We start from the raw sequence: 14,027 nt of genomic DNA, 5'->3' as shown, positions 1-14,027 counted from the left end.
TGTCGTTTGTTTGGTTAAAGTGCGGAGGCGATTTCGGCCGCTAAACGTGCGTTGTTAAACACCAACTGAATATTACTTGCCAAACTGTCACCGCCGGTTAGTTGCGCTACACGTGCTAGCAAGAATGGTGTGGACTCTTTTCCAGCGACGCCTTGTTCTTCCATTTCTAGTAATGCTTGATTAATTGCTGCGTCAATAGTGGCTTTATCCATAGCAAATTCTTCAGGAATAGGGTTAGCGATAATCGCGCCGCCGTGTAATTGCATTGCCCATTTTGCCTTAATGAAATGGGCAATCTCCTCCGCTGAGGTCATATTATAATCGACCGTTTGGTCACTTTCTCGGGTGTAAAAAGCAGGCAAGGTATCTGTTTTGTAGCCCAATACGGGCACGCCTTGAGTCTCTAAGTATTCACGAGTGAGCGCAAGATCTAGAATGGATTTTGCACCAGCACAGACAACGGCAACATTGGTTTTTGCCAGCTCTTGCAAATCTGCAGAAATATCAAAGGTTTGCTGTGCACCGCGATGAACACCACCAATACCACCAGTGGCGAACACTTTAATGCCAGCCATGGCCGCAATGATCATAGTGGCCGCGACCGTTGTCGCGCCATGTTGTTTCTTCGCCACGACATAGGGCAAATCACGACGTGAGCACTTGGTGACGGACAAACCGGCTTTCGCTAAGGTGTCTATTTCATTATTGCTTAATCCCGCTTTGAGACGGCCATCAATAATGGCGATGGTGGCAGGCACGGCGCCATTATCACGAATGATTTGTTCTACTTTTTTGGCAGTTTCCGCGTTCTGTGGCCACGGCATGCCATGAGAAATAATAGTGCTTTCTAGCGCTACAACGGGTTTTCCTGCGGCAAGCGCTGCCGCCACATCTGGGTGTATATCTAAATATTCATTCATTGTTTTTCTATCCATTGGGTGACAGTTTGAAGAGTCAGTTCTGGGTTATTGGCATGAGGGCTTTCTAGGGTCATAGCAGCACAAGCTAGAGCAAAAGACAGTGATTGATTTAGGTTCATGTTTTGTTGGCAAGCGCTTAAGTAGCCGGCGAGTAATGCGTCTCCAGCGCCTGTGTCGCTAACGGCTTGAGTTGGGTAGCACGCTTGCCTAATCGTGTGTTTGCTGTCTGCATAAAGCACGCCTTGCTTGCCTAAACTGAGTAAGACTTCGTCCACCCCAGCATCAACCAAGGCTTTTGCGAGCGTTTCTGGATGGGTTTCTGCGCAATCAAGAATGGCCCTCGCTTCATCTTGATTGGCTTTGAGTAGGGTTAACTTTGGCAGTATCGTCCGTAAACGTGGCGCTTTAGCGGTGGAAACCGCATCTGCGATAAAGTCTGCGGATAGTGGTTGTTGGGCGAGCCAAGCAATGATGTCAGCGGGTAAGTTAGCATCGATAATAATACGATGAGCACTCTGTAAAAGAGCTTGTTTGCTACGGAGTTTTTGTTCTTCTAGGCTGTCGATAATGCGCATGTCAGCGATAGCGGCTTGTAGGGTGCCATTGCTGTCATTGATGGCGAGATAGGTGCCTGTGGGTAACGTTTCATGACGTAGGACGTTGTGAGTTTCCACACCGCTCAAACGGGTCTGTTCGATAAGCCAATCGCCACGCTGATCTAATCCGATGGGGGCGATCAAATGTACGTGTTCGCCTAAACGTGCCAAATTTTCGGCAATATTACGTCCGACACCGCCCGGACTTTGGCTAATGGTGCCTGGGTTTGAATCGTGCGAGTGTAGGCTGTTGTTACTATGGCCATTGATGTCCACATTGGCCCCACCCAAAACAACATACGTGTTTTGCTCAGCCAACAGATAGCCCTTTCCTAAGATATATCCCTGTCGAGTCAACTGCATGATATGACCAGCGACGGATTCTCGACTCATATTGAGTCGATTTGCAATGGCTTGTTGTGACGCAAGCGGATCGACTTTGATGGCTTGATAAACTCGATATGTTTGATCTTTCATAAGGCAAATAACAAAAGTTTAAAACAATAACTTATGTTATTATTTGCGCAAATACAAGATCGTTTGTGAGAATATGGCATACAATTTAAATTAGCCCTATTATCCATAAATATGCGTGTTTTTTGAGCGTATGCTCAGCAGCCTAGGTCATTAGCATCAAAGAGGTTTTAGAGTGTTGAAAAGCTTTCAAGCACGACTGATCATGTTTGTTTTAATACTGCTTGCGCTGGCCCAGTTGGGCACGGCTTTGGCTGTGCTGTCATCGTTAAAAAAAGACAATTACAGACAGGGGGTGGATTCAATCGATGTCTCGCGCAAAGTATTTGATTTATTACTGGAAGCGCGTGCAGAGCAGTTGACCAAAGGCGTTGAAATATTAACGTCAGATTTTGGTTTTAAACAAGCTGTCGCAACACGAGAAACAGGCACACTACAATCTGTCTTGCAAAATCATGGTGCCCGCATTAATGCGGATATTTCGCTGCTGGTTTCACCTCGAGGCGAGGTCATTACCGTTACTCAAGAAGTCGATATGAGCAATACCATCTCTGAACTGGTGTTGTCTGCTCGTCGTTCTGGTGGGGCGTCAATCAGTACTATGATCGATTTTGACAATCGCGCTTATCAGCTGGTTTTAGTGCCAGTGAGGGCCCCCAATGTCATTGCTTGGGTGGGCATGGCTTTCTCGTTAGACCAAGCTTTGGCGGAACAAATAAAAAACGTCACAGGGCTAGATATTAGCTTTGTCTATGAGACCAATGGCGAAGAAAAGCTGGCGGGTTCTTCCACATTGCCAAACAGTGAAAAAGCGAGACTTTTTAATAGTATTGGTGACATTAAAGGCGTTCTTGAGTATCCCGTTTTCTCTAATGATGAAAAATATTTGTCTCTGGGGGTGGATTTAGGTATTCCAACACAATGGGGCATTATTCATCTACCTTATGGACCATGGTTAGAAAGCTACAATAATACCCGTAGTCAGCTTATATTGATTTTTACGGGTGCGTTGGCGTTGGCTTTGTTGTTTGGTGTGGCGCTGGCTCGAAATATGACGCAGCCGATTGGACGGTTAGTGGAATATGCGTCGCAAATTGGTCGCGGGTCCAGCAAAGACAGTATTGAAGCGCCATCAGTCTCTGGTGAATTTGGGGTGTTGTCCAACACCATGAAAGTCATGCAAGAATCGATTATTAATCGTGAAGAAGAACTGACTTATCGGGCATCTCACGATCAACTGACGGGGTTATTTAATCAAAGTGCCGTTGAACACTATTTGAGTGAAGCTTTGCCAAAAAACACAGGCGCTTTGGTGTTACTGAATATTCGCCAGTTTAAGCAAATTAATAATATGCTGGGCTTTGATGTTGGCAATGTTTTGTTGTCGAAAATGGCTGAGCGCCTTCAACAATACTGGAAAAAAGACGCCCTAATGTTGGCACGGATGAGTGCGGATAAGTTTTTAGTGATTTCCAACAAAGACATAGCTTGCCAAGATTGCAGTGATTTGAAGCGTTTTTTATATGATGAGTTCGAGGTGGAAAAAGGTTCTAGTATTCGATTGGATATTAGTATTGCGGTGCTGCCTTTTGAGCATGCGACGGCCAGTGTGAATAGCGCCATGAGGCGGCTGGATATTGTGGCTGATAAGGCACGAGAAGAGAGCGAGCTTTGTGTGTTTTACAAAGTGGGTCAGGATGAAGATCATCGCCGTAGACTGACGATCATTCGAGATTTGCCTATTGCGCTGGAAAGCAATCAGCTGTTTGTGGTGTACCAGCCTAAGGTTGGAATGGTGTTAAACGATTGTCATGAGGCGGAAGCGCTGATTCGATGGGTTCATCCCGAACTGGGTTTTCTCCCACCCGATGAGTTCATCTCTTTGTTAGAACATGCCGGTAATATACAGGTGCTCACTAAGTGGGTACTGAATACGGTATTATCACAGCTGAGTCAATGGTGGGCACAAGGGCAGGAAATTCGTGTTGCGGTCAACTTATCTGCTCATGATCTTTTAGACGAAGCGTTACCCGATACGGTTGCTAAGGCATTAAAAACGTACGGTTTGCCTGAACGCGCTCTGGCTCTTGAAGTCACCGAAAGTGCGGTGATGAAAGACCGGGTAAAAGTCATTAGTGTGTTAAAAGCGTTGCAAGAAATGGGTATTCATCTGGCTATTGATGACTTTGGTACAGGCCAGTCTTCGTTATCGTATTTGCGTGAATTGCCAGTGAATGAAGTGAAAATTGATCGAGCCTTTATTCAGTACATTGATACCAACAAGGGGGATGAGTTCATCACCAAAGCGACGATTGAACTGTCCCATAGCTTGGGCTTTCAAGTGACGGCAGAGGGGGCTGAAAATGCGGAGGGTGTGGCGCTCTTAAACCAATATCATTGTGATAAAATTCAAGGCTACTTTTTTTCTAAGCCCTTGGTCGCAGAAGAGTTTTATAAATGGCGTGAGGCATTTCACTCGCGTTAACTCCTAATCAATCTTACACGCTGTTAATGTGAGGTTTATTTCAATATGTTGCTTTTGCTACGGATGACATTGCTCTTATTGTTGGTGGTAGGTGTCACGCTGTTTGGTATTGTGTTTTGCCTATTGACGCTATGGTCGAAAAATCGTGTGTATTATTTGGGTAGAGTGTTTGCGCAAGTGGGCCCTCTGTTCGGTTTATCGGTTGAAGGTCGAGTGGCGGAGTCCGCAAAAAACATTCCTCAAGCCGTCTATGTGGCGAACCATCAGAACAACTTTGATTTATTTACTTTAGCCGTGGTCGTGCCCAAAGGCGTGGTGACCGTTGGAAAAACCAGCTTACGTTGGATTCCCTTTTTCGGTATTTTGTACTGGGCCAGTGGTAACTTCCTGATCAATCGAGAAAATCGGCGACAAGCGATTGCCACCATTGATCAAATTGTCTCTAGTATGACCAAAACGGGATTGTCTATCTGGATGTTTCCAGAAGGTACTCGCAGCCGAGGGCGCGGCTGGTTGCCTTTCAAACGCGGTGCTTTTCATGCCGCGGTCCAAGCGGGTGTTCCTATTGTTCCTGTTGTTTGTAGCAGTACCCATGACCAAGTGCATTTAAATCGCTGGCACAATGGCAAGGTGCTGGTTGAAATGTTACCTCCCATTGATACCTCCGGATTGCAAGAGACCGACGTGGTCGGTTTGATGAAACAATGTGAGCAGCAGATGCAGGCCACCCAGCAACGATTAGATAGCGAACTCCTTCATACTCACTAATCGTTAATGGCTATTTTGCTCAATGGCTTTTTCTAAGCGTTTTTGTAAATCTAGCACGCTTGGATGTGTATCCGGTAGATCTTGTGTTGCCCACTCTGGGCGCTGTTGCGCTTGTTTCCAATATGGCTTTAGTTGAGCGATTAGGTCATCATTTTGTGTCTGAGAGTTCAGTTCATAGGCTTGCTGCGTCGCGTGACCACGCTGATGTAGGTGGTGAATGGCACTTAATCCTCGTAAGCACAGTAGCGTTAGCGTGGCGTGATCAAGGCACAAATAGTAGCGGTTGGTCAGTTTGCTTTTCAGTGTGTCTTTGTAATGCCTCCCTGTTTTCCATGTGGCGCCAAGTAAGGCGCCAATCGTAGTGGCTGTTCCAAGCGTTAATCCTGCTGACATCACATCAATGCCAGCGCCAATGGCTGCGCCTGTTAGCGCACTGGTACCACTTTCGATCCCCCATTCTTTGAGCGTCTCTTTTGCAAATATGTCTTGCTGCCAGCGGTCATTTTGAATGGCCAATGGCGTCGCAACCAAGTCTTCTTCTTGGAATTCATAAAGACGCAAAAGTTGACGGATAAAACGATTTTCTAGTGAGCGTACGTTGTCTTCAAAAGCGCGTGATTCATCGTCTGTTGGTGGATAACTCGAGCATTCAATACGAGTGCTGGCCGCTTTTAACATTAACTCGGCTAATTGACGGCTGGCCATGGTTTTGCGCAATTGAGCCGCTTCTTCACGAGATTGAATAAGATGAGCAATGGTGTCGTAGTCTTCTGGCATTAAACTTTGAATACTTTGGTAAAGACGTTTTTCATCTTCAAAGTAAAAGGCCACCGTGTCGTATTTTATGACGGCGTGTAAATGACGTTCTGCTAAGACCTTGCGCCAGGCATCTGTATGCGCGCTGACCGTCGCACTGAAATTCAAAATAGGAATAATGGGTTTATTGGCGCTGGCTAGCAAGGCCAGTTCATCAAGGTATTTGCCTAACGGTGCTTGGCGAATATCAATGACGTACAAGATGATATCGGCTTTAGTTAGTTGTTTTAGAATTTTTGCTTCTTGTTCGAATTCGTCTTGGGCAAATTGGCTCTCGCAAAAGGGCTGTAGCCAGTCCGCACCTTGGAAAGATTGAAATGTGGGCGAGTGACGGATTTGCCAAAGACCGATTGAATCTTCAAATCCAGGTGTATCGGTCAATGTCATGACCGATTGCTGGCCGATTTTTATTTTGACACTTTCCACATGTCGAGTGGTGCCAGCTCTATCGTTAACATCGCCAAAGTCCTGACGGCGTAACAAAGTACGAATCAGTGATGTTTTGCCTGTGTTTGCGTGGCCAACCACTAAAAGGGAAATCGACACGGTTTAGTCCTTTTTCGAAAGAAGAGTGGAAGACAGACCTGTTTCTCTGGCAAGGCGTTGCCAATCTTCGACAAATCTGTCCTTGCCGTCGTCTAATATCACCATAACGATAGCAGGATACCTTATGCGGGCTTGGGAGAAAAAGCGTCTTATGCCTCGGTCCGGACTTTGTCTGCCATTGACCAAGATATAAATAGGCTCGTCGTTGGATGAGGCTAAAAATTGGTCCTGATCTTCTCGGCTGTTTAACAAGGACACAGCGCGCGTATTACTTAAATTATCGGGTTTGGCTTCACTCCATTCAAATAGGGCCCAGCGTTGAGAGAACGCGCTATCTGACAGTGTGCCATCTTGTGTCGTGTCGGCATGGATGCTTTTGCTTGTGTCTTTATGATCGTCTGCATCCAAAATATGTCGATTGTGACTTTCTTGTTGTTGGTAACGATTTTGAATGATTTTTTCTTGTGTACTAAGCGGCCGTGTTGCGCGTGTAATGTGATACATACTTAGGCAGAGGATGGTGAATGCTAGTCGTGGCAAGACGCCATAAAACATAATGCTTGCGAGCAGGAAGTTGGCCCAATGTTGTCTTGTGACAGACGTTTGTGACACGAGATCCACTCGGCTTGCGAGAATATCAAACTGGTTTGGTAGCGCGATGCCAAACCACTGGGGGAGGAGGCTTAATGTCTGTGTTAATTGAACAAAAGCGTCATCGCTCAATAAGGTCGTTTCCCAGACAAAGTTGACTTGATTGGTGAGCAATAATAACAAGGTCATCAGCCAGCCAGCTAAGAGATAACAGCCCCATGCAGCATGGGAAAGACTGCCGATTAGCCATTTATTAGAATGCGTTGGGCATTGCCAGTGTAGGTAGGCTTCACTGACATCTTTATTAATGTGTGAGTGCTTACTGATTTTTTTGTTGAAGAAAATCAACAGGTTTAGCAGCATCCCCTTACTGTTTGTATGTTGTCTCATGGTGGCCATCATGGTGACACTCCACACCATAACGTTCAGTGCGTGAAAGCCCAGTAAAATAATGAACAACCAGAAAATGTTCACTTGACTGCTTTGGTTGGTGACAAAGGCTGGTGGCACTGCCATTAACCCTAAGATCAAGGACGCCATCAGTACGCCAAAAATAGTACGATTGAAATAGCGCTTTAATTGCCTAAATTGCGTCAAATAACTTGTCGGTTTGGGAGACGTTTCTAAGTCTTTAAGTGCATCCGTTAAGCTATTTGCCTGCGCAGAGAGTCGAAACTCGGTATGAGATTCTAACCAAGCCGCGAGAGCGAGTTTTGCACTGGGTGTTGGAAAAGTCATGCTATGGAATACTCTTGTCATGGTTTTTATTGGACGTTTTTGGAAGCAAGTATCCTATCCTCTGAGTGATTTTTGCTCTAGCAAAATAGCGTTTTTTACACTAAAGAAAGTGCATTTTTTAAAAATAAAACAAATTAAGTCAATGAGTTAGTTTTTATTGAGCTAGGTCAATAGAAACGTATTAATACGTTATTGAGTTCAGTATAAATGTAGGTAATTGTTAAACCGCATTGCCTTATAAGTATCAACAACTCTATCATGCCTTGCATATTTGAAAGCGATAGTTTTTGTTAGGAGACAAAGCAATGCGTTTGAATTCGATTAGGGTGAAAAGTTCGGTACCTGTTTTGATTATGAGTGTAATTTTCTTGGTTGCATCCGTATCGATGGGATACATCATTAACCAACTAAACGCCGCGTTAAATACACAAGCTGAGTCCTATGGAAAAGCCTCAGCTGTCATTTTAAACGCGGATCGAGATCTTTACCAAGCCAAGCTGGCTGAGCAACGTATTGTGGTTGGTATAGGCAATCTTGTTGAAGAAGAAAAAGATCGTGTTGAAAACGCCCAGCAAGTCAAAGATCGATTTGATTTATTCCGTCAGTATTTGGTGAATGAGCCACAGGTTTTTCAGCCGTTTGGTGAGTTTGAAAGGGCTTTTAATACTTGGCTAAATGCGTCCAACGCTTTTGTGGCTTTAAAATCAGATGATTCAGGGTTTGAGGCGGCAGAGCAAAAGGCCAATGCTGATTTTCAGGCCTTAAGGGATATGCTGGATAAAGCTGGCGAAGCGGTCAATGCTCATGCAGACCTATCGAAAAAGCGTATTGAGGAACAAGTTTTTGTGTTTGAAGAGTTTGCGGTTGCTCTCGTTCTTTTAGGTTTATTTATCGCGGCCTGGTTCAGCTACAGAACACCGAAAACATTAGCCAACCAAGTGACGTACTTGGCGCATCGTATTCGTGAAATATCCGAGGGCGATGGCGATTTAACGCAGCGTATCAAGTTTTCGACTGACGATGAGCTAGGTGATCTTGCCAAAGAGTTTAACGACTTTGTGGATCGTCTAAGAGGGATTATCGGCAGCATTCACAAACAGTCTGATTCCTTGGGAGAAATGACAGGGCAGCTGAATAAGGTTGCGAGTAAAACTTCTGGAATAACCACAGCATTGGCGAATGCCTCTGCTTCTATTGTCAGTGCTGGTCATGAAATGGATATGTCCAATCAACAAATGGCGACGGTAGCACGTGATACAGCGGATGAGGCGAAAAATTCGAATAATTTGACGCAAAGTGGTATGGCCGCAGTCAATAAATCTCAACATGCCATTACTACGCTAGTGGCAGATATCGAGCTTGCCCTTGGTCGCTCTGGTGAGTTGCAAAAGAGCTCAGAAAGTATTGCCTCTGTTTTGGAAGTGATTCGCAATATCGCCGAACAGACTAACTTGTTGGCACTGAATGCGGCGATAGAAGCAGCGCGCGCAGGTGAGCAAGGTCGAGGCTTTGCGGTGGTTGCGGATGAAGTTCGTACCTTGGCGACCCGTACCCAAGACAGTACCAATGAAATTGAAGGCATGATTGAACAATTAAAAATCAATGTCACAGAATCCTCTAAAGCGATTCAAAACAGTCGTGACAATGCTGAGTCTACGGTTACCAACTTTGGTGAAGTGACTAAAATCTTTAGTGGCATACAGGCGTCTTTTGCAAAAGTTCAAGCAATGGCCGCGCAAACAGCGCAAGCGACGCAAGAGCAATCTATTGTGGCGAATGATATCAATCGCAACATGGTGTCGTTGAAAGATCAAACCGATTCGGTTCAGTCTGTATCCGACTTGTTGGCACAACAAGCGAAAGATATCACTCAGTTGTATAAAGTATTAGATCAACAAGTAGGCAGCTTTAAGGTATAGCGCCAACGAAAAGCGTTCTCCACAGACAAAACCGTTTATCGACAGATAAGCGGTTTTGTTGTTTATTAAGCCCCATTTGAGATCTTATGTGGACATTCTCTTTAGAGGCAATGGTGCCGCCGTTTTTACTGAACGAATAGCAAAGTGGCTTTGAATGTCTTTGACATGAGGCAAGGACTGCAAGGCTTTCAGAATGCGTTCGTAATCTTGTAGATCCACCGCGACTACTTCGAGCCGGTAGTCTGCAATGCCAGACACCAAATGCGCGCTGATGATGTCTTCCATCGCCAAAATCGCTTTTTCAAACACAATATGTTTGTCGCCAGCATGGCTTTTCAAACGCACTTCCACAAACACCGTCATGGAAAATCCTGCCTTTTGACGATCAATGCGAGCGTGATACCCCTCGATCACCCCCGTGTCTTCGAGCTGCTTCACGCGGCGTAAACAAGGCGAGGGCGATAGATGAATTTCTTCCGCTAAGGCAACGTTGGTCAGACGGCCATCGGATTGTAAATGGGAGAGAATGTCTAGATCGGTTTTATCCATATTGGCATACTTAGTAATTAATTGGTTTTAATTGGGTGTTATGTGCTAAAAAATAGCCTTTTATGAGGCTAAATAGCAAGGACATGCTCGCGGGTAAAGGCAGATAATAATCTTATCGATTTCCTGCGAGGTGGTTATGCCGCAAACCGTCACACAACACACATCATCCATGTCCGCTCAAGAGTCACCAAAATACAAACAATACGCCACGGGTTGGGGCTTCCGCCTTGGTTTGTTAGCAGCCTTCGTGAGTATTTTAATTTGGGCTTCTTGGTTGGTCAGTATGCGTGCTGGTATGACCAACACTTTGACTGCCTTTGATTTAGGTATACTGCGATTTTCTCCGCCAGCTTTATTGTTGTTGCCTTTTTTGTGGCGCGCCAGAGCACAAGTTAAAGCCGTTTCTCCCATACTTTTATTGGGGATTGTTTGTGGTGCAGGCTTACCGTTTTTCTACCTAAGTGCCACAGGCTTGAAATACGCCCCCGCGTCTCATGCTGGCTTGTTAATCCTTGGCGCTTTCCCCTTCTTTGTGACCTTGCTGGCGGTGCTTTTCTATCAAGAAAAAGTCAGCCGTGAACGCAAAATAGGCTTGAGTTTTGTCTGTGCAGGCGTTTTGGTGTTGTTCAGCTTGTCGCTGCTTACCGCGCCTGAGAATACCTGGAAAGGGGATTTGTTATTGCTTGCTGCTAGCTTCTTTTGGGCTGTGTATACCGTGAGTTTGCGCATCGCTGGCTTACCGCCTTTTGTATCAACGGCGTTGATGGGCTTGGTTTCCTTGATCGCGCTGGCGTTTTTATGGGCAACTGGATTGGCTTCCAGCGGCTTAGTTAACGCCTCTTGGGATATGTTGGCAGGGCAAATTCTCGTGCAAAGCTTACTCGTCGGCCTGATGACCGGATTCTCCTACGGCTACGCCATCCAAAAACTCGGCGCAGAAAACATGGCCGCCATCGGCGCCTTCACCCCAGTACTCGCTGCCCTCATCGCCATCCCAGTACTTGGCGAACACCTAGAAGGCTACTCCATTGCCGGACTCATCTTCGTCAGCATTGGCGTCGTCATCGCCAGCGGGATTTTTAAAAAGCGTTAGCTACCTTAATTCGCAATACCGAACCCCGCTTCCCTATGGTAAGCGGGGTTTTGTTTTTTTAGGTATGAAAATAAACTCAGCATGGTGCTCTTCCAAAAACTTTAATAAGATCAATTGGAAGCATTTAAGGATGAACATATATCAGCAACGAAGCGCTACATGATGTTTGCGAGTTGTTGAAATGCTACCCAAGGAGGGTATACTTTTATTTATAAAACGAAAGAGTTTTGTTCTTTAACTAAAAAAGATCGTTTGTCTGATATGGATCTCATTGAAGTATGTGATGAGATCCAGAGAGGATTAGTTGATGCTGACCTAGGTGGCGCTCTCTATAAAAAGAGAGTGGCAACACAGAGCAAAGGTAAGAGTGGTGGCTATCGAACGATTATTGGCGCTGTCATTGGTGAAAAATACTTTTTCTTGTATGCCTTTGCTAAAAACAAACGAGCTAACATCACCAAAAAAGAGCAAATGGCGCTAAGAGAATTAGCCCAAGTATTTATTAGTTTTAGCCAAAGTGAACTAGAAAGTTTGATAGTTTCGAAAGAGTTAATCAAAGTAGAAGCTTGCCAAGAAGGAGATCGCCATGAGTGATATTTTAAAGTCTGTTCATAAGACAGCCAAAGGCCTTAAAAAGGCAGGTGCGATTGATAAAACCACCATGCGTCAGTTTGATACCTTATGCTTAACCTCTATTCATGACTTCACGCCTGAACAAGTCAAAAAACTAAGGCTAGCCAATAACCTTTCTCAACCCGTTTTCGCACAATACCTAAACGTCAGTGATAAGCTGGTTAAAAAATGGGAGCAGGGTGAAAGCAAACCCAGAGGCGCAGCGCTGAAAATGCTGTCTCTTGTGGAGCGAAAAGGGATTGAGGTTATTGCCTAGCCTTACCCAATTAACCTTAACTTGTAGAAAGCTTTGTATCTCACTTTCAGCAATAAATGAGGTAGTACGTTTCTTGTCTCTCACTTATGTACATCAAACCCATTAGTCTCTCATTTTTCTATAAAAGCGAGAGACAATTGCTTTTGTCATTCATTAATTCGTGTCAAAATTGATAGGCTCTCATTTTTCTTTAAAAATGAGAGCCTATACTGTGTGGCGTCTTTGATAGATCGAGTCAATTTTTGTCTTTGTTAGAGGTTTTGAGTATGAATTTAAATTTAGAAAATGCAGTCCATTACCATTACGACAAGTTTCCTCCTGCAGAACTGAATTATGTGACTTTCATTGATGGAATTATCAAAGCGACGGATGCCATTGCTCGTTATGATCAGATGCTAAAGAATATGCACAATAGCGAAATATTGCTCGCTCCACTTAGGAACCAAGAAGCTGTGATCTCTTCTAGGATGGAAGGAACCGTTAGTACAATGGATGAAATTCTAAAGTATGAGGCGGACCATGAAAGTGAGGCCTCGGACACCTCAAATGTACGCTCAGAAGTCATAGAAACGATTCTTTATCAACGGGCGTTAAAAGCTGCTCAGGGTGCAATGGCTGACGGATATCCTATTTCACAGTCTTTGGTTAAAGCCATTCATCAGCGCCTTTTGTCTTTTGGTCGTGGTGCACAAAAATCCCCAGGTGAATTTAAGACTGAACAAAACTATCTTGCTGATAGGGGGAAAAGACAAATCCTTTTCGTCCCAATTCGGCCTGAACAGCTACAAGACGGTTTAGATAATCTTTTTGACTATATAACGAATAGTCGTGATCCTGCATTACTAAAAGCCGCCATGGCGCATATCGAATTTGAAGCACTACATCCTTTTAAAGATGGTAACGGCCGAATTGGCCGCATGCTAATTACCTTGATGTTGTGGCAGTCAAAAACAATCTCTGCGCCTCATTTTTATGTAAGTGGTTATTTTGAAGAAAATAAAGACCAATACATTGATATTATGAGGCATGTATCAGAAACCGGAAACTGGGAAGAATGGTGTTCATTCTTTCTGGAGGCGATTGAGCAGCAAGCCATAAAAAATCTCGCAATCGCTGAAAATATAAGAGCATTGTACGAGGAAATGAAACAGAAGTTTTCGGATGTTCTATCCTCAAAATGGAGTGTAACGGCATTGGATTTTGTTTTCACTAACCCAGTCTTTCGGAATAATAAATTCACATCTCACAGCGGAATTCCTGCTGCCAGCGCGGCCAGATTTACAAGAGCGCTTTTAGACGAGGGCATAATTAATACATTGGAAGAAGCCTCAGGTAGAAGACCTGCTTTGTATTCTTTCGAGCCGCTAATGAACTTAGTTCGGGTATAGGTAGTGGCTAGAAATGGCTAAAGAGGTGATATTTTTTCATCTTGAACTCTTGCTGGAAGACGGTGAAGATATTCCGATTCCGACTGCGAATCCAAAATATAAATCCCGTACTGGTTTTTTTAGCTGAAGCGTCAAAGATAGAGTCAAATTTGGTATAGCAATTTAAGGAAATAATAAATGACCCATAACGGCGTCTTTCAAGGTAGTTGTCGCCTAAAATAATTAAGCAGCGTCTTTGTGTTGCTCTGGATTTAA

At 44.5% G+C, this 14,027-nt stretch carries 12 protein-coding genes; 7 read left to right on the top strand and 5 right to left on the bottom strand.

Annotation, left to right across the window (positions count from 1 at the left end; genetic code table 11):
* Positions 1–14: 14 nt before the first annotated feature.
* On the bottom strand, positions 15–920 hold the full coding sequence (locus DK187_RS17820; RefSeq protein WP_111608680.1) for a pseudouridine-5'-phosphate glycosidase: 906 nt from the start codon (positions 918–920) through the stop codon (positions 15–17).
* Positions 917–1,993 (bottom strand): carbohydrate kinase, encoded by a 1,077-nt coding sequence (locus tag DK187_RS17815; protein ID WP_111608679.1) that lies wholly within the window; start codon positions 1,991–1,993, stop codon positions 917–919. The genes DK187_RS17820 and DK187_RS17815 overlap by 4 nt, the downstream gene beginning before the upstream one ends.
* Positions 1,994–2,165: 172 nt before the next feature.
* On the opposite strand from DK187_RS17815, the gene DK187_RS17810 reads away from it, so the two are divergent.
* Positions 2,166–4,475 (top strand): bifunctional diguanylate cyclase/phosphodiesterase, encoded by a 2,310-nt coding sequence (locus tag DK187_RS17810; RefSeq protein ID WP_111608678.1) that lies wholly within the window; start codon positions 2,166–2,168, stop codon positions 4,473–4,475.
* Positions 4,476–4,520: 45 nt separating this feature from the next.
* Entirely contained in the window at positions 4,521–5,243 is a 723-nt protein-coding gene (locus tag DK187_RS17805; protein WP_111608677.1) for a 1-acylglycerol-3-phosphate O-acyltransferase, read from the top strand.
* A gap of 3 nt (positions 5,244–5,246) precedes the next feature.
* Here DK187_RS17805 and DK187_RS17800 read toward each other — a convergent pair whose 3' ends face one another.
* Both DK187_RS17800 and DK187_RS17795 read right to left on the bottom strand, forming a co-directional pair.
* The gene (locus DK187_RS17800; RefSeq protein ID WP_111608676.1) at positions 5,247–6,605 is read right to left on the bottom strand and encodes a DUF3482 domain-containing protein; all 1,359 of its coding nucleotides are present in this window, start codon (positions 6,603–6,605) and stop codon (positions 5,247–5,249) included.
* Positions 6,606–6,608: 3 nt separating this feature from the next.
* Complete coding sequence (locus tag DK187_RS17795) at positions 6,609–7,934, bottom strand: DUF2868 domain-containing protein (protein WP_162623552.1); 1,326 nt, start codon at positions 7,932–7,934, stop codon at positions 6,609–6,611.
* Positions 7,935–8,239: 305 nt separating this feature from the next.
* Here DK187_RS17795 and DK187_RS17790 point away from each other — a divergent pair, with 305 nt between their 5' ends.
* The gene (locus tag DK187_RS17790) at positions 8,240–9,853 is read left to right on the top strand and encodes a methyl-accepting chemotaxis protein (RefSeq protein ID WP_111608674.1); all 1,614 of its coding nucleotides are present in this window, start codon (positions 8,240–8,242) and stop codon (positions 9,851–9,853) included.
* An 84-nt stretch (positions 9,854–9,937) separates the two neighbouring features.
* On the opposite strand, the gene DK187_RS17785 is transcribed toward DK187_RS17790, so the two are convergent.
* On the bottom strand, positions 9,938–10,402 hold the full coding sequence (locus tag DK187_RS17785) for an Lrp/AsnC family transcriptional regulator (protein ID WP_111608673.1): 465 nt from the start codon (positions 10,400–10,402) through the stop codon (positions 9,938–9,940).
* A 136-nt stretch (positions 10,403–10,538) separates the two neighbouring features.
* Here DK187_RS17785 and DK187_RS17780 point away from each other — a divergent pair, with 136 nt between their 5' ends.
* The 4 genes from DK187_RS17780 to DK187_RS17765 all read left to right on the top strand — a co-directional run bounded on the left by DK187_RS17780 (position 10,539) and on the right by DK187_RS17765 (position 13,772).
* Complete coding sequence (locus tag DK187_RS17780) at positions 10,539–11,495, top strand: DMT family transporter (protein ID WP_111608672.1); 957 nt, start codon at positions 10,539–10,541, stop codon at positions 11,493–11,495.
* Between the two features lie 261 nt (positions 11,496–11,756).
* Positions 11,757–12,089, top strand: coding sequence for a type II toxin-antitoxin system RelE/ParE family toxin (locus DK187_RS17775; protein WP_229676505.1), 333 nt, complete (start codon positions 11,757–11,759; stop codon positions 12,087–12,089).
* Positions 12,082–12,384: a helix-turn-helix domain-containing protein gene (locus tag DK187_RS17770; RefSeq protein ID WP_024025639.1), complete on the top strand. Its 303-nt coding sequence runs from the start codon at positions 12,082–12,084 to the stop codon at positions 12,382–12,384. The genes DK187_RS17775 and DK187_RS17770 overlap by 8 nt, the downstream gene beginning before the upstream one ends.
* Positions 12,385–12,650: 266 nt before the next feature.
* Positions 12,651–13,772: a Fic family protein gene (locus tag DK187_RS17765; protein WP_111608670.1), complete on the top strand. Its 1,122-nt coding sequence runs from the start codon at positions 12,651–12,653 to the stop codon at positions 13,770–13,772.
* The last annotated feature ends 255 nt before the right edge of the window (positions 13,773–14,027 follow it).

It is taken from the genome of Marinomonas arctica (genome assembly GCF_003259225.1).
Lineage (GTDB): Bacteria > Pseudomonadota > Gammaproteobacteria > Pseudomonadales > Marinomonadaceae > Marinomonas > Marinomonas arctica.
Note: the sequence above shows the minus strand (reverse complement) of the source record. Positions and strands in the feature narration are given on the sequence as shown.